This window comes from Ornithinibacillus californiensis, from assembly GCF_001038485.1.
In the GTDB taxonomy this organism is placed as follows: Bacteria; Bacillota; Bacilli; order Bacillales; family Amphibacillaceae; genus Ornithinibacillus; species Ornithinibacillus californiensis.
Genome location: NZ_LDUE01000055.1, coordinates 1 through 19,148, shown reverse-complemented (window position 1 = coordinate 19,148; position 19,148 = coordinate 1). Strand labels below are relative to the sequence as shown.

At 35.4% G+C, this 19,148-nt stretch carries 17 protein-coding genes; all 17 read right to left on the bottom strand.

What is annotated here, in order from left to right; translation table 11 throughout:
* Positions 1 to 18: 18 nt before the first annotated feature.
* On the bottom strand, positions 19 to 1,350 hold the full coding sequence (gene glnA, locus TE34_RS12780) for a type I glutamate--ammonia ligase (RefSeq protein WP_047985208.1): 1,332 nt from the start codon (positions 1,348 to 1,350) through the stop codon (positions 19 to 21).
* Between the two features lie 30 nt (positions 1,351 to 1,380).
* On the bottom strand, positions 1,381 to 1,782 hold the full coding sequence (locus TE34_RS12775) for a MerR family transcriptional regulator (RefSeq protein WP_047985207.1): 402 nt from the start codon (positions 1,780 to 1,782) through the stop codon (positions 1,381 to 1,383).
* A gap of 110 nt (positions 1,783 to 1,892) precedes the next feature.
* Positions 1,893 to 3,122: a methionine gamma-lyase family protein gene (locus TE34_RS12770; protein WP_047985206.1), complete on the bottom strand. Its 1,230-nt coding sequence runs from the start codon at positions 3,120 to 3,122 to the stop codon at positions 1,893 to 1,895.
* A 1-nt stretch (position 3,123) separates the two neighbouring features.
* A complete protein-coding gene (gene hflX / locus TE34_RS12765) occupies positions 3,124 to 4,368 on the bottom strand; it encodes a GTPase HflX (protein WP_047985205.1) in 1,245 nt (414 codons plus the stop codon).
* A 59-nt stretch (positions 4,369 to 4,427) separates the two neighbouring features.
* Entirely contained in the window at positions 4,428 to 5,363 is a 936-nt protein-coding gene (gene spoVK, locus TE34_RS12760) for a stage V sporulation protein K (protein ID WP_047985204.1), read from the bottom strand.
* A gap of 201 nt (positions 5,364 to 5,564) precedes the next feature.
* On the bottom strand, positions 5,565 to 5,789 hold the full coding sequence (hfq, locus tag TE34_RS12755) for an RNA chaperone Hfq (RefSeq protein WP_047981192.1): 225 nt from the start codon (positions 5,787 to 5,789) through the stop codon (positions 5,565 to 5,567).
* Positions 5,790 to 5,827: 38 nt separating this feature from the next.
* A complete protein-coding gene (gene miaA, locus TE34_RS12750; protein WP_047985203.1) occupies positions 5,828 to 6,763 on the bottom strand; it encodes a tRNA (adenosine(37)-N6)-dimethylallyltransferase MiaA in 936 nt (311 codons plus the stop codon).
* Positions 6,764 to 6,789: 26 nt separating this feature from the next.
* Positions 6,790 to 7,239, bottom strand: coding sequence for a Dps family protein (locus TE34_RS12745; RefSeq protein ID WP_047985202.1), 450 nt, complete (start codon positions 7,237 to 7,239; stop codon positions 6,790 to 6,792).
* A gap of 52 nt (positions 7,240 to 7,291) precedes the next feature.
* Positions 7,292 to 9,151, bottom strand: coding sequence for a DNA mismatch repair endonuclease MutL (gene mutL, locus TE34_RS12740; protein WP_047985201.1), 1,860 nt, complete (start codon positions 9,149 to 9,151; stop codon positions 7,292 to 7,294).
* 27 nt (positions 9,152 to 9,178) lie between these two features.
* Positions 9,179 to 11,776 (bottom strand): DNA mismatch repair protein MutS, encoded by a 2,598-nt coding sequence (gene mutS / locus TE34_RS12735; RefSeq protein WP_047985200.1) that lies wholly within the window; start codon positions 11,774 to 11,776, stop codon positions 9,179 to 9,181.
* 207 nt (positions 11,777 to 11,983) lie between these two features.
* On the bottom strand, positions 11,984 to 12,565 hold the full coding sequence (gene cotE, locus TE34_RS12730) for an outer spore coat protein CotE (protein WP_047985199.1): 582 nt from the start codon (positions 12,563 to 12,565) through the stop codon (positions 11,984 to 11,986).
* Positions 12,566 to 12,747: 182 nt separating this feature from the next.
* Positions 12,748 to 13,176: a RicAFT regulatory complex protein RicA family protein gene (locus TE34_RS12725; protein ID WP_047985198.1), complete on the bottom strand. Its 429-nt coding sequence runs from the start codon at positions 13,174 to 13,176 to the stop codon at positions 12,748 to 12,750.
* Positions 13,177 to 14,754, bottom strand: coding sequence for a tRNA (N6-isopentenyl adenosine(37)-C2)-methylthiotransferase MiaB (miaB, locus tag TE34_RS12720; RefSeq protein ID WP_047985197.1), 1,578 nt, complete (start codon positions 14,752 to 14,754; stop codon positions 13,177 to 13,179).
* 191 nt (positions 14,755 to 14,945) lie between these two features.
* Positions 14,946 to 15,206 (bottom strand): stage V sporulation protein S, encoded by a 261-nt coding sequence (locus tag TE34_RS12715; protein ID WP_026906194.1) that lies wholly within the window; start codon positions 15,204 to 15,206, stop codon positions 14,946 to 14,948.
* Between the two features lie 123 nt (positions 15,207 to 15,329).
* Positions 15,330 to 16,127 (bottom strand): TIGR00282 family metallophosphoesterase, encoded by a 798-nt coding sequence (locus TE34_RS12710; RefSeq protein ID WP_047985196.1) that lies wholly within the window; start codon positions 16,125 to 16,127, stop codon positions 15,330 to 15,332.
* Between the two features lie 144 nt (positions 16,128 to 16,271).
* Positions 16,272 to 17,888, bottom strand: coding sequence for a ribonuclease Y (gene rny, locus TE34_RS12705; protein ID WP_047985195.1), 1,617 nt, complete (start codon positions 17,886 to 17,888; stop codon positions 16,272 to 16,274).
* A gap of 366 nt (positions 17,889 to 18,254) precedes the next feature.
* The coding region (locus TE34_RS12700; RefSeq protein ID WP_047983132.1) for a transposase at positions 18,255 to 19,148 on the bottom strand (894 nt) is incomplete at its 5' end.

Genomic DNA, 19,148 nt, shown 5'->3' with positions numbered 1-19,148 from the left:
TATAATCGGCTTTGTTTTTTAGTACATCGATAAATATTGTTCTCTCTCCCAAGGATGGACCGTCGTACGGAACATATCCCATTCAATCTCTTTTGCTTCAATAAAATGTTCAAATAGATGATCGCCTAGGGATTCTACAATAACTTCATTTTTTGTCAACAATGATAAAGCGTCCATTAGTGTAGCTGGTAAATCTAGGATTTGATTTTCTTCACGCTCTTCTTTAGTCATTACATATATATTGCGATCCACAGCAGGTGGTGGAGTCAAATTATTCTTCACTCCGTCAAGGCCAGCTGCTAAAAGAACAGATAAAGCCATATATGGATTCGCTGCAGGGTCAACACTACGCACCTCTACTCGTGTACTTAGACCACGTGAGTTTGGAATACGAAGTAATGGACTTCTATTAGATGCAGACCATGCTACATAACTCGGGGCTTCATACCCAGGTACTAAACGCTTATAAGAGTTCACGGTTGGATTGGTTACCGCTGTAAAGTCTGTAGAGTGTTTCATAATACCTGCTATAAATTGAAATGCCGTCTTGCTAAGTTGTAAATCACCACTAGGATCAAAAAAAGCATTCTCTCCATTTTTAAATAAAGACATATTTACATGCATTCCAGATCCATTTACACCGAACAAAGGTTTTGGCATGAATGTTGCGTGTAAATTATGTTTTCTTGCAATTGTTTTTACAACAAGTTTGAACGTCTGTATATCATCAGCGTGTTTTACGGCGTCTGAGTATTTGAAGTCAATCTCATGCTGACCAGGAGCTACCTCATGGTGGGATGCTTCAATTTCAAATCCCATTTCTTCAAGTTCTAATACAATGTCACGGCGACAATTCTCACCAAGATCTGTTGGTGCAAGGTCAAAATAACCACCATGATCATTTAATTCTAAGGAAGGGTCTCCCTTTTCATCTAGTTTAAACAAGAAAAATTCTGGCTCAGTACCAATGTTGAATGCATCAAAACCAAGTTCTTCCATTTTCTCTAAATTACGTTTTAGGTTATATCGTGGACATCCTTCAAATGGTGTACCATCTGGGTTGTAAATATCACAAATAAAACGAGCAACCTTTCCTTTTTCGGAAGTCCATGGGAATACAACAAATGTATCTAAATCAGGATAGAGATACATATCAGATTCCTCAATTCGTACGAATCCTTCAATAGAAGATCCATCAAACATCATTTTGTTATCTAGAGCTTTATCTAATTGGCTTAATGGAATCTCAACATTTTTAATTGTTCCTAGCAAATCTGTGAATTGTAAACGAATAAACCTTACATTTTCCTCTTTAATTTTCTTCTCAATTTCTTCTCTTGTATAACCCATAAATCTCCTCCTAAATTTTGACTTTTTAAATTATCGGTTTACAAAAAACCTCGACAGTTCTCCTTGGCGTAGGCTTGTTTTCCCGAATCTGCCAGCTTCATTAATCTCTCTTCGTAGTCTCTCACGAATTGCTTTATCAGTAAGCTCTGTTTGTTTCTTTTCCACTGCAGGCTTCCGAGTTTCTCTTTCAACGCTTTCATCTAGTAATAATTTAATTCCGGCAATGTTCAAGCCATTATCCAAGTAATTCTTAATTTCTAAAAGACGATCAACGTCGTTGAATGAGAATAACCGTTGATTACCAGAAGTTCTCTCTGGATTGACTAGTCCTTGTTCTTCATAATAGCGAATTTGCCTAGCTGTTAATTCAGTAAGCTTCATCACTATACCAATTCCAAACAAAGGCATCGAACGGCGATCTTTATCATTCATTAACATGACCTCCTCTCTTTCTATAAAACATTATATGTGATGTTAGGTATTCTGTCAACACAATGTTAGGTATCCTTACAAAAAAATAAAAAAGAGTCATTTAGACTCTTCTATTGTTCACGAAGTAAGACTTTTACTGCTTCAATGATCGCAATTTTTACATGGGAATAGGTTAATCCACCTTGAACAAAAGCCGTGAAAGGCTCCCGGATTGGACCATCTGCTGAAAGTTCAATACTCGCACCTTGTATAAATGTTCCTGCAGCCATAATTACTTCATCCTCATAGCCAGGCATTTCACTTGGGTACGGAGTTACAAATGAATTGACTGGTGAATTTTTTTGAATTTCTTGGCAGAAAGCGACCATTTGCTCAGAAGTCTGGAAGGTAACTGACTGAATAAGGTCTGTTCTTTTAGCTTGGTAATGAGGTTTGGTCATGAATCCTAACAATTCTAACAATCTAGATGTAAAGACAGCGCCCTTTAAAGCTTCTCCAACAACGTGAGGAGCTAGGAAAAATCCTTGGTACATCTCCTGCAGTAAGTGGAAGGTTGCACCTAGTTCTTTCCCTAAACCAGGGGCTGTTAAACGATATGCACATAAAGTTACTAAATCTTCTCTACCTACTATATAACCACCGGCACGTACTATCCCTCCACCAGGGTTTTTTATAAGAGATCCTGCTATTATGTCCGCTCCAACATGTAAGGGTTCCTTCTTTTCTACAAATTCTCCATAACAATTATCTACAAATACGACTAAATCTTTTCGGATACTTTTAACATACTCGACCATTTCAGAAATCTCGTCCACTGTAAAAGAAGGACGATCGGCGTATCCTTTCGAACGCTGAATCGCTATCACTTTTGTGCGGTGAGTGATTTTTTCTTTTATAGATGTGAAATCAATTTTCCCATCCACTGTTAAAGAAACTTCCTTATAGGTAATATGAAATTCCTTTAAAGAACCTGTATTCTCCCCTCTTGTACCAATTACCTCTTCAAGGGTGTCATAAGGTTTTCCTGTTATGTAAATTAATTCATCATCTGGTCTTAGTAATCCATACAGTACTGTAGTAATAGCATGGGTTCCTGAAACTAATTGTGGACGTACGATTGCAGATTCTCCTCCAAATACATCCGCATATACAGATTCAAGGGTATCTCGTCCAAAATCATCATAACCATAGCCACTTGTTGAATTAAAGTGGCTATCACTAACTCTATTCTTTTTGAATGCATCTAATACTCTTTTTTGATTTATTTCTACGGTTTGATTAATCTGTTGGTGAATTTCTATAATATCTTGTTCTGCTTGTTCTATGACTTTTTCTAACATGTTACTGACTGTTCTCCTTTATAATACCTAAAAGTGGATGATCAGGACGAATAAATCCATTAATTACATAGGATTCCGTCTGTTCATCAAAATGTTTTTCCACAAGAATTGTCTCATGCTCCAAACGATTTAGTAAATTTCCATTCTCAGCTTTGACCTTAATTTCATAGGACTTCCATTCTAATTTTAATACCTCTTCAATTTTATGGATTAGTCGAGTTAAATCGTCGCTTTCAAGTGCACTAATAATAATATAAGGGCGATTGTTCGGGATAAAATCGGCTAATATTAAGTCCTTCTTATTATAGACGGTTAGCATCGGTATTGAACTACTATCTAATTCATCTAACAATTTTAATACTGTATCCTGATGTTGTTCATAATCAGGATGAGAACTGTCCACTACATGAAGGATAAAGTCGGCCTCACTTACTTCTTCTAATGTAGACCGAAAAGCTGCTATCAATGTAGTTGGAAGTTGTTGAATAAAACCAACTGTGTCAGTTAATAAAACTCCTAAGCCTGATGGTAATTGAAATTTTCTTGTTAGTGGATCTAATGTTGCGAATAATTTATCCTCTTCTAGCGACTCGCTATTGGTTAACCTATTAAACAAGGTGGATTTCCCAGCATTGGTATAACCAACGATGGCAATTTGGAAAACTTCATTTTGTTTTCTTCGTTTTCTATAAATATCACGTTGCTTTACTACCTGCTTTAGTCTTCTCTTAATATCATCAATTCGTCTTCTTATGTGACGTTGATCAGTTTCTAGTTTTGTTTCCCCTGGTCCACGCGTACCAATACCTGCACCTAGGCGTGACAACTGAATGCCCTGTCCCCTTAGCCTTGGCAATAAATATTGAAGCTGCGCTAATTCAACTTGAAGCTTACCTTCTTTTGTCTTTGCTCTGCCAGCAAAGATATCAAGGATTAATTGACTTCTATCAATTACTCTCACTCCAAAGAAATCACTTAAATTTCGAGATTGACCAGCCGATAATTCATCATTAGATATGACTAAATCTGCATCAAGTTCTTCAACTCTTTCTTTGATCTCAGCCATCTTACCTTCACCAATATAAAAAGCGGAATGAATTCGTTCTCTATTTTGAGTTATAACTTCAACCACTTTTCCTCCGGCTGTATTTACTAGAGAGATGAGTTCTTCTAGAGATGAAGTGAAATAGTCATCTAATTGTTTGGGTTTTTTGACCGCTATTACAATTACTCTTTCTTCAGACATTGCGTATATTCTCTCCTTCAGGTATTGCAATGGATATTTCTAAATTGAAAGAAGATAAATCACCAGATAGCCTCAATATCTTCTAACCTTAAATCATTACCTGTTAATAATATTAACTCATCTGGTAATATATTGTCTTTATAAAGCAATCGTACAGCCTGCATTCGTATGGCGTGTTCAATAACATTGCGAATAAAGCGCGCATTAGAAAAATTTGAATTGGGATTATTCTTTTGCTTATACAAGAAGTTTCTTAATTTCCACTCCGCATCTTTTGATAACTGATATTCTCTTTCAGATGCCATTTGTCTTGTAATATCCATTAGTTGATCTATATCATAATCTGGAAAGTCTAAAATAAATGGAAATCTTGATTTCAACCCGGGGTTAAGGGTTAAAAATCGCTCCATTTCATAAGGGTATCCAGCTAATATTAACACAAAGTCATCCCCACTATCTTCCATGTGTTTCACCAGTGTATCAATAGCTTCCTTACCAAAATCTCGTTCTCCTCCACGTGCTAAAGAATAAGCTTCATCAATAAAAAGTATCCCACCCATTGCTTTTTGTATTAGAGCACGTGTCTTTTGTGCAGTTTGACCAATATATTCTCCTACGAGGTCCGCTCTTTCCGCTTCAATAAAATGCCCTTTTGATAAAAGGTTCATGTCAAAATATATTTTAGCTAATTTTCTAGCAACTGTGGTTTTTCCTGTACCCGGATTTCCCTTGAAAAGCATATGCAACACCTGTTTCGTATTCGAAAGGCCCATTTGTGCCCGTTTCTCATTTATAACAATAGTTGCATAGATTTCTTTTATTTTTCTTTTTAAATCATCAAGACCAACAAATGTGGCCAGCTCTTGATCGATGTGAGCGAAAGGGTCTTTACCGATAAAATCTTCACTAGTATTGTCTTCTATTTTAGATGCTTTATTATCTTTTAATACAATATTAATTTTCCCATTTTTATGATGGATCTTTTGCGTAGCCAACTTTATCACTCCTTAGTCATTTCATTATACGTTTCTAAGGATAAAGTTGTGACAAATGCCCATATGAATATAAATACTTCCTCTACATATAGAGAGGAAGAGGGGTCTGTCCCCCTAAAAACGAACGAGAGTGAACAACGTTTGTTTTTAGGAGGACAGACCCCTGTGCACTACCCTTATTTGAAATCATCAATTTAATTATTACTCTTTATCTAAATTCACATTTTTAGCAGGTGCAAAAGTAGAAATCGCATGCTTGAAAATTAACTGCTGTTTTCCTTCTGATTCCAACAAAACTGTAAAATTATCAAAAGCTTTTACAATACCTCTTAACTGAAAACCATTGGTTAAAAAGACTGTAACAGAAATATGCTCTTTTCTTAAAAGATTTAAATATTGGTCTTGGATATTCACAGATTGCGCCACCTAAGTTTCCTCCTCTTTTCTGTCTATATTATATATTTCTACTTAACTTCAATAAATCCTGCTAAATCAACTAAAATCTCATCAAATTTTTCACTAATTGTTAAAGGTGTCAAATTATACCAATTAACATTCATTTTATTTTTAAACCAAGTATATTGCCTCTTTGCATATCTTCTTGAATTACGTTTTAGTAATTCTATGGATTCTTCTAAGGAAGACTCACCAGCAAAATAGGGTACTAATTCCTTATATCCTATCGCTTTCATGGATTGACTATTTTCATAGCCTTTCTTAATTAGCAATTTGACCTCTTCTAACAAACCCTCTTGAATCATAATATCAATACGCCGGTTTATACGATCATACAATAGTGATCGTTCCATTTCTAAGCCTATTAACAAACTTTCATAAGGGCTTTCGGTTTTTTGTTGCATATGATATTCTGTCATGGTTAAACTTGTTTTTTCATAAACTTCTAAAGCTCGAATAACCCGCCTAAAGTTATTCGGGTGTATTTTATTGGCTTGTGTAGGATCAACCTCTTTTAGTCTACGGTACAAAGGTTCTATCCCATACTGTTCCAATTCAAGTTCGAGCTTTTTAGTTATAGCATCATCTCTCTTTTCATCAGCAAAGTGATAATCATTGAGTACAGCTTGTATGTAAAGACCACTTCCCCCAACAATAATAGGGATGTGGTTCCGTGCTGATATTTCATCAAAATATTTTTGTACATAGTATTGGAAATCTGCAACAGAAAAACTTTCATCAGGTTCTTTAATATCAATCATATGGTGAGGTATTCCTTGCGTATCCTCTTGTTTAATCTTTGCTGTACCAATATCCATTCCCGAATAAACTTGCATCGAATCTCCACTAATAATTTCCCCGTTAAATCTTTTGGCAATTTCTATACTTAGCTTTGTTTTACCTACAGCAGTTGGACCTACTATAGCGATAACCTTCTGTTTCATTCATCTTCCCCTAAAGTGTAATTCTATTATTTATATGCGCGGTATGCAGATAACATCCAAACATATTTTTCATAGCTTCCTAGAAGCGAAACTAGTACGTCTTTTGTAGGCTCGTCATTTCTTTCTTCAGCAAGCTTAAATCCAATATCTTTAATTTCTGCAATTAGTTTTTTAAAATCGTTATGTAATTGATCAATTATTTCGTCCTCTTCATCGTCTGCATTTGCTTCAACTAATGTTGTTTCTTTCAAATACTTAGACATTGTTGCTAAAGGTTTTCCGTCAATCATTAATATTCTCTCAGCTACAATATCAAGGTCTTCCGCAAATTTAAGGTACATCTCCTCAAATAACTCATGTAGTTGAAAAAAATGACTACCTTGTACAAACCAATGATAGCGGTGTAATTTAACATACATTACAAATTGATTGGATAATAGTTGGTTTAAAAAATTAATTAGTTTTTGATTTTCCATCTGCACTCCACCTCTTTATTATGATTCACGGAGTGCAGTGGAAATATACCTATTACATAACCCTTTTGAACATTTTTTCCAATTCATAAGTTGTAAAATGTACAATGATTGGTCTACCATGAGGGCAAGTAAATGGGTCAGTAGTTTTTCTCAAGTCCTCTAATAGTCGAAACATGTCATCATTATTTAAATAATGATTTGCTTTTATTGAACGTTTACACGACATTAAAATAGCTGCCTCTTCTCGGATTGATTCAACATTAATTCGCTCATCCTGCATAATTTGTTCAATCATTTCTCGTATGATTTCCTCTTCAAATCCTTTAGGAAACCAATTTGGGTAGGAACGAATGATATAAGATTGATTTCCGAAGTTTTCAAATAACAGACCGACTTGTACTAACTCGTCTTTATAATGCTCAATAAATATGGATTCCTGTCTCGAAAACTCAAACGTCATAGGGATTAATAATTCTTGTACTTCATTGGAAGTTTGTCCTAATTTTTTCTTGAAAAACTCATATTTAATGCGCTCTTGTGCGGCATGCTGATCAATCATATAAAAGCCATTCTCGTTTTGGGCTAGGATATATGTGCCGTGTAATTGACCAATAGGATACATTGTCGGCACTCGTTGTTCTGTAGCGAGGCTATCTACTATTCCAGTTGATATTGGTTGCACATCTAGCTGTTCAAATAAATCTACTGCTATCTCATCGTTATTGTTATCTTCAGTTTGAACAATCTCCCTACTTCCAGAATTATCCACTTTTGTATCAGAATCATAGTTTTTCACATTCTGCTGTTTCGTAGAGAAACTCATTGTTTCTTTTGCTACAAAAGCACCTCTGTCAAAATCTAACGTAGGCTGAAAAGATGTCTTAGGCCTTTCAACAGGTTTTTGCTTTTGCTCAATTTCAGGGATTAATCTAGTCTGCCTAAAAGTATTTTGAATTAATTGTTCTACTAATATAAAAAGTTCTTTATCTTTACTAAATCTAGCTTCTAATTTAGTAGGATGAACATTCACATCGACTAAAATAGGATCCATCTCAATTTGTATCACGACAATAGGCGAACGTCCTATTGGAAGTAACGTATGGTATCCTCTAATAATCGCCTGTGTCAATGGGATACTCTTGATATATCTCCCGTTTAATATAATAGAAATATAGGATCTAGATGCTCTTGTGATTTCAGGTTTGGCAATATATCCACTAATTTTGAAGTCTAATGTTTCCTGTTCAATCGGAAGCATCTTTCTGGCAACGCCCATTCCATATATTTGTGCAATTACTTGCAACATATCTCCTGTTCCAGGCGTTTTAAATAACGTTTTTCCTTTATGTGTAGCTTCAAAACGGATTTCTGGATGAGACAAAGCCAGTCTATTTAGCAGGTCAGTTATATGCCCCAACTCCGTATGAATTGTTTTCATATACTTTAAACGGGCAGGCGTATTGTAAAATAAATCAGATATGGTAATTTCCGTACCTTTTCTAGCATCCGCCTTACCCCTTTCCTTAACGATGCCACCTTCCAAAGATAAAAAGGTTCCTGCCGCCTCCCCTTGAGACGTTTTAATCGTTAATCGACTAACCGATGCAATACTAGCTAATGCTTCACCACGAAAGCCTAAGGTATTTACATGAAAGAGGTCTGATTCGCTTCGAATTTTACTGGTTGCATGGCGAAGGAAAGCTCTTTCCACATCTTCCTCAGCCATACCTTCCCCATCATCCGTTATTTTAATTTCTTCTAAACCAGCTTCCATTACATCTATTTTTATCCAAGTACTTCCTGCATCTATACTATTTTCCACTAACTCTTTTACAACAGAAGCTGGCCTTTCGACGACCTCTCCTGCTGCAATTTTATTTGCTAATGAATCTGGCATTTGAAAAATTTTCATTAGAAAGAACCCTTTCCATTCGTACTACTATTTGGTAATCACTTTTTTCCTCACTATCTTTTGTAAACGATGCAGTTCATTCATCGCTTCTAAAGGAGTCATATCAAATAAATCAATATTATCTAAGGCATTTAATATGCTTAACTCTTTCTCATTTGGGACAGAAGTAAGTTTATTTTCTTCCTTTACCGCTTCTTCAAAGAAAGACAATTGATTCGATTCCACTGGTGGAGATTGAATAACAGAAGCATCGTCACTTTCTAACTGTTTAAGAATAATACTTGCCCGTTCAATAAGCTTATCCGGTAAGTTTGCAAGCTGTGCTACATGAATACCATAGCTTTTGTCAGCAGCCCCTTCCTTGATTTGGTGAAGAAATACAACATTTCCCTCATATTCCTCCGCTCGCACATGAATGTTTCTTAATTTCGATAGACTCTCGTCTAATGCGGTTAACTCATGGTAGTGTGTGGAAAACAATGTTTTAGCATGAATATGATCATGGATGTATTCTACAATTGCTTGTGCAAGTGCCATCCCATCATAAGTGCTAGTCCCACGTCCAATTTCATCTAATAGAATTAAGCTTCGCTCGGTTGCATGTGCTATGGCATGATTGGCTTCAAGCATTTCAACCATAAATGTACTTTGACCCGATACAAGGTCATCAGCTGCACCAATTCGAGTAAAAATCTGATCAAATATAATTAATTGCGCTTCATCGCAAGGCACAAAACATCCGATTTGCCCCATGATTGCAATTAATGCAAGCTGTCTCATGTAAGTACTTTTACCAGACATGTTTGGACCAGTGATAAGTAGAATACTTTTTTCATCATCAAGTACAATATCGTTCGGTACAAAGGTACCATCGTCCATTACTTGTTCAATTACTGGATGCCGCCCATTTTTTACCTGTAACTTCTCATCTGTAAAGGTTGGACGATTGTAATTATTTGCTTCACTGACTGTTGCAAAGGCTTGTAGAACATCAATCTTACTTATAACCTCAGCCAAAGATTGTAATCTTGGTATCTGTATCTTTATTTTTTCTCGTATTTCCGTAAATAGCGTATATTCTAATTCGACACTTTTCTCTTCAGCTTCTAGAATTAGTTGCTCTTTTTCTTTTAAATCAGGTGTAATAAAACGTTCAGCATTCGTAAGAGTTTGCTTCCGTTCGTATTTACCTTCTGGCAACAGATGTAAATTCGCCTTTGTCACCTCAATATAATAGCCAAACACACGATTATATCCAATCTTTAACGATTTAATATTTGTCTCTTTTTTCTCTTTCTGCTCAAGTTCAGCAATCCACTTTTTACCATTTCTGGATGCATAACGATACTTGTCCAATTGTTCATGGTAGCCATCCTTTATTATTGATCCCTCTTTGATTGAAATAGGAGGCTCCTCCATAATACTATTTTCTAATAATTCAACCAGGTCTTCTGGGTACTCTAATAGATTTGCTAAATGATTGATTTGGTTATTATCAATGGAAGCTAACAACTCTTTCATCCCAGGCAGTCGTTTCAGTGATTTTTTTAGTTGAATGAGATCCCTTGCATTAACATTTCCAAATGCAATTCTACCTGCTAATCGTTCTAAATCATAAACTGATTTGAGACTTTCACGTAGTTCTTCTCTTTCCATAAATGCCTGATAAAATCCTTGCACCGCATCAAGGCGATTGGTGATTTGAATTTTATCTAGTAACGGTCGCTCTATCCATTTCTTTAACATTCTAGAGCCCATGGCTGTAACTGTTTTATCAAGTACCCATAAAAGACTACCATGTCTCCCTTTTTTTAAGATTGTTTCAGTAAGTTCTAAATTACGTTTAGAGTACATGTCTAGTGAAAGAAAATGATCAAGCTCTATGATTTCTGCTTGCTGCAAATGGTCTAGAGATCGTTTTTGTGTATATTGTATATAATTTAATAAGCGACTAAATGCTTTAATTAAACGTTCATCATTGAGATTTTCACAGATATTGCGATATTCTCCGTTAAATGTTACTTCATCCTGATAGGATAATGTAACTTGCAATTTATCAGTTAATTGTTTTTTCAACTCTTCAGGTAAATTAGAAGAAACAACAATTTCTTTAATTGGTTGATTATAAAACTCATGAATTACCCTGTCGAAATCTGAAGAAAAATGTGCAATTCTACTCTCACCAGTAGAAAGATCACAATATACAACGACAAACGAAGAGTCATTGAAGTGTGATAAACTTGCTATATAGTTGTTGTTCCGTTCGTTTAACATCGTACTTTCCATTACCGTTCCTGGCGTAATCAATTGTACAACTTCTCGTTTGACTACTCCTTTGGCAGTTTTTGGATCTTCCACCTGTTCACAAATGGCTACTTTATATCCCTTTTCTACAAGGTTTTTAATATAACCTTCTGCTGCGTGGTAAGGGATACCACACATTGGAATGGGTTCTTCTTTCCCACCATCACGCTTTGTAAGCGTAATTTCCAGTTCTCTAGAAGCTTTTATTGCATCATCAAAAAACATCTCGTAGAAGTCGCCTAATCTAAAGAATAAAAATGCATCTTGATAGTCTGCTTTAATTCTTAAATATTGTTCCATCATTGGTGTTAATTTCGCCATTACAAAATCCTCCAAAAACCTACATATTATTCTATTATTATAGCATAAAATATAATGTGGTTGCTATTAGGCTAAGACGGTAATCTTAATTAACTGCTCGTTAACTCAATTAGATATGATCCCCGGCGAAAGATAAAATTTGAGAGTTGTTAAAATCGAAATAAAAGGGCAAAAAAAACTTACGAGGAGCATACCTCGTAAGTCTTATTAATCTTTACTTCTGCTACTTGAGCTACTCTCTAAAAAATCTGGGTTTAAATCGCTCAACTCATCTTCTGTTACAGCATAATCCCAGCTTTCGTCATCGTCGTGATGCTTATACCCTTTAGGTTTAACTTTAACAAATACTTTTGTTTCGCCAACTACTTGCACTAAAAATTCTCTTTCAATATCAACAAGTACTTTATTTCCTTGATTCGCAATTCTGCATTCTAGGCAATTTGGTTGCTGTAATACTTTACAAATTACATCGTAATCATCATTAATGCAATTTTCATCTAGAACTCCTAGTGGAATATAGTCACAGTAAGTTACTCGCTCTGTTACTACCTCTGTTTTTGTATTATCGTTATAGGAATACCATATGTTAATGTCATAGCTTCCATTAACTTCAATAGTATCTTCTGATTTTTTCTTCGCATTATAAAGATGATTGATTACCCAGCAACCAAGGATACTTGTCGGTCTATGTGATGGCGAAACGGAATGAGTAGCCTGCGTGAATTTTTTACCCTTACCGATAACCGCTTTTGTAATAATTTCCCGATAGTCTTTATCTAGAAAACTCATAATAACGTTTACCTCCTCTTTTTTCATAGTCATTTTATGCAAGACAAATACCTAAAGTGCATAATGAATCAAGAAAGGCATGATAAGAATTTTTAAAAATGGGCTAAAACCGTTTCATATCAGTAATTACAGGGATATAAGTATTAAAAAACAAGCAAGAAATTTTCTTGCTTGTTTCTTCATTAATGATCACAACCGACGCTATTTTTTTCACCAGAAGCTGTCTTGCCAGATAGTGGGTCTCCACCTGTAGCTTCAATTACTTTATTCGTTACTTCTCGTGCAATTGTTTTGGAGACAAGCTGTAATACGTCGTTTACAACGATTTGAGTTTCTTTAAATTCTTGCACGATAGGAATCTCATCTATCTCTGCTTGCAGTCGATCAATTTCTTCTTCAATTCGCTTTAGTGCTTCCTTTTTTTCGTAGGCTTGGAAATTAACAGCCTGCTTTTGTAAGGTTTTAATTTTTTGAATTAACTTCTGAACTTTTTGGTTATCGTTAATCTTTGCCTCAACTTGCTTAAAACGGTCAATTTCTTCCGTGTTTGCAAGCATTTCTGCAAGTTTTTTTGCTTCATCAAGTATTTGTGTGCGTGTATAATCTGCCATTTATTTCACCTCTACCATATTTTCAACCATGACTCCATTTAAGGACCAGGTTTTTGTTTCTGTAATTTTGACGTCTACAATTTTACCAATTGCAGATTTAGGACCTACAAAGTTTACTAGTTTACTTTTTTCAGTATAGCCAGCAAGCACATTTGGGTCTTTTTTACTTTCGCCTTCAACTAATACTTTTACTGTTTTACCTTCATATGATTTCATGGAAGCTGCAGATTGTTTATTAACAAGTGCATTTAAGCGATATAGGCGCTGTTTCTTAACTTCCTCTGGAACATCATCTTTCTTTTTAGCAGCAGGTGTACCTTCACGTGGAGAGTAAATGAAAGTATAAGCAGCTTCAAAACCTACTTCCTCGACAAGTGTCATCGTTTCCTCAAATTGTTCCTCTGTTTCATTGGGGAACCCGACAATAATATCAGTAGTAAGTGTTGCATTAGGGATTGCCTCCCGAATTTTACGTACTAATTCAAGATAGTCTTCCCGAGTATATTTGCGGTTCATTCGTTTCAAGACCTCATTGCTACCGGATTGAACTGGTAAATGAATATGATCAAGCAAGTTACCACCTTTAGACAGAACTTCGATTAAATGATCATCAAAATCTCGTGGATGTGAGGTTGTAAAACGCACTCTAGGAATGTCTATTTTATGAATATCATCCATCAGATCCCCAAATTGGTAATCCAAATCTTCAAAGTCTTTTCCATAAGCATTAACATTTTGACCAAGTAGTGTTATCTCTTGGTAACCTTGTGCGGCAAGCCCTCTAACTTCTTGAATAATATCCTCTGGTCTTCGGCTTCTTTCTTTACCACGGGTCATCGGAACGATACAATATGTACAGAATTTATCACAACCGTACATAATATTTACCCATGCTTTAATTTTACCATTACGTACCTTTGGAAGGTTTTCAATAATGTCACCTTCTTTTGACCAAACCTCTACTACCTGAGCTTTTCCAAACATGGCATCTTTTACTAAATGTGGTAAACGATGAATGTTATGCGTACCAAACACTAAGTCAATATGCTGATGTTTCTTCATGATACGATCAACGACAGATTCTTCTTGAGACATACATCCACAGACACCTAGAATTAAATCAGGCTTCTCAACCTTTAAAGGTTTTAAATGACCGATTTCACCAAATACTTTATTCTCTGCATTTTCACGAATTGCACAAGTGTTAAGTAGAATAAGGTCTGCTTCATTTGTTTCTGTAGTAGATTCATATCCCATCTCAGTTAAGATACCTGCCATTACTTCTGTATCATGTTCATTCATTTGGCAACCATATGTACGGATAAGAAATTTCTTGCCTCTTCCGATTTCCTGCATATCTTCTGGAATAGTAAAGTCATAATGAAATTGAACTTCTTCTCTACGTCTTTTTCTAGCTTTCTTTAAATCAGGTGGTTGATAACTAGTTTGAAAATACTTTGTAATCATTTCATCACTAGACATCTTTTTGATACGTTCAACATTTTCTTGCTCTGAAATATTATCAGTAGATTGAACGGGATTTATTTGTGCTTGTTCAAGTAGTTGTTTTTCATTCATTTGACGTTCTCCTTTCTAGCGAATAAGGAAATATATATGTATAGTTACTCATTACTACAGTATAAAGCCTTTAAGCAAATTAAACAATAAATGTGGAAAAACGACACAATAAATTTATAAATATAAGATAGGTTTTGTAATAACAAAAAAGTGCTACGCATCTATAGCGTAACACTATGTAATCAAGTCTCTTATCTAGGTTCAACTATTAGTTTAATAGCTGTCCGTTCTTCGTTGTCAATCATAATATCTGTAAAAGCTGGAATACAAATTAAATCGACACCACTTGGGGCTACAAATCCTCTAGCGATTGCAACTGCTTTTACGGCCTGGTTTAATGCTCCAGCACCGATAGCCTGAATTTCCGCTGTGCCACGTTCGCGTAATACATTCGCAAGTGCTCCCGCTACTGAATTTGGGTTAGATTTTGCTGAGACTTTTAATATATCCACTACTAGTACCTCCTTCATTTCCTATTATAGTTCTACTCTCACTATATTCTGTTAGACGTTAGCTTATAACCTTATTATGCATCAACTATTCAAAAAATTCAATTTTCCTTTTTGCTAGAATGTCTATGAAAAAAATGGGTGGTCATCATTAATGATAATTCTTTCAATACTTTTCGCTTTCCCTGTTTCTGTATGGATTGACACCAAGACAGCATTTAATTGATTTCGTCCATCTGTATCTGGTTCAAATCGTACTGGTAAGCTAGTTAGGAATCTTTTCAACACTGCATCTCGTTCTACCCCCAAAATACCATCGTATGGTCCAGTCATGCCCACATCAGTAATATATGCTGTACCATCTGGTAAAATGCGATTATCTGCAGTTTGCGTATGTGTATGTGTACCAACTACAGCGCTGACTCGACCGTTAACGTACCAGCCCATAGCTTGTTTCTCACTAGTTGCTTCTGCATGAAAGTCAAGAAAGATAATATTAGTTCTTTTCTTCGCTTGTTCAATTAATTCGTCTGCTTTTGTAAAAGGGTCATCTATTGCTGGTAAAAACGTACGTCCTTGTAAATTCATTACTGCAATTTCAGTTCCATTAATATTAATAAAGGTTAATCCTTTCCCAGGATTACCAGTTGGGAAATTAGCTGGCCGAATTAAATTCTTCGCATCATCAATAAATTCAAAGATATCTTTCTTATCCCATGTATGATTTCCCATGGTTATAACATGAGCTCCAAGCCCCATAAATTGTTTATATATTTTCTCAGTTATTCCTTTACCAGATGCAGCATTCTCACCATTTATGATGATCGCATGAGGCTTATACTTTTCTTTTAATTTCGGTAAATAATCTTGCACCATATCTCTTCCGGGAGAACCAAATACGTCCCCTATAAATAATATTTTCATAAGTACAATCATCCTAACGTTTTATATGTATATTTAGTTTTTCATAACCTTATTATAAAGTCAAAATAATACGGATAAAAAATCAACGCAAAAAGAGGACAAACAAAAAGTGGGGGTAGTATTCCCCCACTTACGCAGTTTTATCTATTTAGCATATTCTACTGCTCTTGTTTCACGAATTACAGTCACTTTAATATGACCTGGGTAATCAAGCTCACCTTCAATACGTTTACGAATATCTCGAGCGATGCGAGCAGAATCTATATCGTCTATTTCATCTGGTTTCACCATGATACGAATTTCCCTACCTGCTTGAATTGCAAATGATTTTTCAACCCCTGCAAATGACTCAGATATTTCTTCAAGCTTTTCTAATCGCTTGATATAATTCTCTAATGTCTCACTTCTAGCTCCAGGGCGTGCAGCTGATAAAGCATCTGCTGCTGCAACTAGTACTGAAATGATCGATGTAGGTTCTTCATCGCCATGATGAGAAGCAATCGCATTAATCACTACTTCGTGTTCTTTGTACTTGATAGCTAGCTCCTTACCAATTTCAACGTGGCTTCCTTCAACCTCATGATCAATGGCCTTACCAATATCATGAAGCAATCCAGCTCTTCTTGCTAATCTTACATCTTCACCTAATTCAGCAGCAAGTAATCCTGATAAGTACGCAACTTCTGTTGAATGTTTCAATACATTTTGACCATAGCTTGTACGATATTTTAGGCGACCTAATATTTTAATTAAATCAGGATGTAGACCATGTACACCAACTTCAAATGTTGTTTCTTCACCAACTTCTCGTATAAATTCATCAACCTCACGTCTAGCTTTATCCACCATTTCTTCAATTCTTGCGGGGTGAATTCTGCCATCCTGTACTAGTTTTTCTAAAGCTATACGAGCAGTTTCTCTACGAATTGGGTCAAAACCAGATAAAATTACAGCTTCTGGTGTATCGTCAATGATTAAATCGATTCCTGTTAACGTTTCTAATGTACGAATGTTTCGACCTTCACGACCAATAATACGACCTTTCATTTCATCATTTGGAAGATTTACAACAGATACGGTAGTTTCAGCAACGTGGTCTGCAGCACAGCGTTGTAAAGCTAGAGACAAGATTGTTTTTGCTTTCTTATCTGCCTCTTCTTTCGAACGATTTTCAGATTCTTTTATCATAATTGCTGATTCATGTGCTAATTCCTTTTCTAACCGCTCTAAAATAATACTTCTTGCCTGATCAGTAGTATATCCAGAAATGCGTTCAAGCTCCGTTTGCTGCTCTTGTAGCATTGCTTCCACTTTGCTTTCCATTTCTTCAATTTGTTGTTGTTTTTCTGTAAGCGATTGTTCACGTTTTTCAAGGCTAAGTTCTCGCTTATCCAATGTTTCACTTTTTCTATCCAGATTTTCTTCTCTTTGCATCAGGCGATTTTCTTGCTTTTGTACTTCAGAACGACGTTCACGTAATTCTTGCTCTGTCTGCTGGCGAAGTTTATGATTTTCATCCTTCGCCTCAAGAAGCGCCTCTTTTTTGGCGGCATCTGCATTTCGATGTGCTTCTTCAACTATTTGCTTCGCTAGATTTTCTGCACTAGAAATTTTAGCTTCTGCAATAGATTTACGAATCAGATAACCAACAACAATACCGACTATAAGGAAAAATACGGCAAGCAAAATGGAGATGAGTAGATTTAATTCTTCCACGTTTTCACCTCCTCTTGCTATAAAATTGTTTCGGCTTTCATTCATTTAAAATGTCGGCATGTACCATATTCAATGAATAATTTAATCATCGTATAATAAAAATATAAAATTATACAAATTAATTTTATCTGTCTAGAAAAATAATGTCAAGGAATCGACATAAAATATTAATATTATACGTTCTAATTTTCTTTTTTACCATAGGTAGTACACGAGGGGTCTGTCCCAATGTCATTAAGTTAAGTTTACATTTTTTACCACAGTTAAACTAATTAGTTCTTCAAATCTCATTTATCCTATTAAAGTTTAAGTGAATTTTGATACAACATAAAAAAGGCAATAGGATGCCCGGGAGATGGAAATATCTATTTTTTCATCCCCTGGTAGGCATCCTATTCTATTTAGAGCGGGTTATAACGCAGCCTTCTGTACTAATCCATTTCTATTAGCGCTCAAGTTTCTAGTACGTCGTTTGTAACTTCGTCCTGGTCGTATTGGGATTCTACTCCTTTTTGCTTCTTCGAGCAACTGTTTGTAAATTTTATTTCGTTTTCTCGGATTATCTTCTAATATCAAATGAATAAGGTTTGATTTTAATTTACCAATTATTATGTTGGTATTTGATTTGTATAGATACTCTAGATTCTTTCCTTCTTGTTCCTTCAAAATAATTTCATCAACTTCATGTGCCATAAATGACGCCATATTCGATAGAAACATAGTGGCATAATAATCCTGCTCCACTGATAGTGGAGTATCACCTGTAAACTTCTGAAGCTTCAGTTTGTTTTTTAATTCATCAAACTTGCTTTCAATTCCCCATCTTTTGAAATAGAGTACTTTGAAATCTTCTAGTTTGAACCTCTTATCTACAATATTCGTTAGGAGTAATTCTTCTTGTCCAGAAGATAGTTTAATTCGAATAGCACGTAATCGTACTATCTTACCCTGCTTCTTAATTTCAACTAGTTGATCTGGAATAGATGGATCAATGAAAGCTTTATAATTATTGATGGGAGTTCTGATAATAAACTTTACATTAATGTCTACAAGATAGTCGAAGAAATCGATGGATGGATATCCTCTATCAAACAGAAATAGATCATTATCCGTAAGGTTCTCCTTGAAGGATTCCAGTAATTCTTTAGCTAAGTGACGCTCACTATCCGTACATTTTGTAATTAATGCTTTCACAATTAGATTATTTTCGATATCATAGATACAGGATGCCAGTGCGCGTGCCAATTCTAGCGAATTGCCTTTCGAAACGCCAAAGGCGTCCTTTAATCTTTTAGAATTATTTAT

Coding starts and splice junctions, on each gene's coding strand:
- TE34_RS12770 (WP_047985206.1), bottom strand. CDS start 3,122: ATGTTAGAAAAAGTCATAGAACAAGCAGAACAAGATATTATAGAAATT.
- mutL (WP_047985201.1), bottom strand. CDS start 9,151: ATGAAAATTTTTCAAATGCCAGATTCATTAGCAAATAAAATTGCAGCA.
- TE34_RS12710 (WP_047985196.1), bottom strand. CDS start 16,127: ATGAAAATATTATTTATAGGGGACGTATTTGGTTCTCCCGGAAGAGAT.
- TE34_RS12725 (WP_047985198.1), bottom strand. CDS start 13,176: ATGGCAGATTATACACGCACACAAATACTTGATGAAGCAAAAAAACTT.
- hflX (WP_047985205.1), bottom strand. CDS start 4,368: ATGTCTGAAGAAAGAGTAATTGTAATAGCGGTCAAAAAACCCAAACAA.
- TE34_RS12745 (WP_047985202.1), bottom strand. CDS start 7,239: ATGGAAAATCAAAAACTAATTAATTTTTTAAACCAACTATTATCCAAT.
- TE34_RS12775 (WP_047985207.1), bottom strand. CDS start 1,782: ATGAATGATAAAGATCGCCGTTCGATGCCTTTGTTTGGAATTGGTATA.
- cotE (WP_047985199.1), bottom strand. CDS start 12,565: ATGAGTTTTCTAGATAAAGACTATCGGGAAATTATTACAAAAGCGGTT.
- miaA (WP_047985203.1), bottom strand. CDS start 6,763: ATGAAACAGAAGGTTATCGCTATAGTAGGTCCAACTGCTGTAGGTAAA.
- miaB (WP_047985197.1), bottom strand. CDS start 14,754: ATGAATGAAAAACAACTACTTGAACAAGCACAAATAAATCCCGTTCAA.
- mutS (WP_047985200.1), bottom strand. CDS start 11,776: ATGGCGAAATTAACACCAATGATGGAACAATATTTAAGAATTAAAGCA.
- glnA (WP_047985208.1), bottom strand. CDS start 1,350: ATGGGTTATACAAGAGAAGAAATTGAGAAGAAAATTAAAGAGGAAAAT.
- rny (WP_047985195.1), bottom strand. CDS start 17,888: ATGAATGAAAGCCGAAACAATTTTATAGCAAGAGGAGGTGAAAACGTG.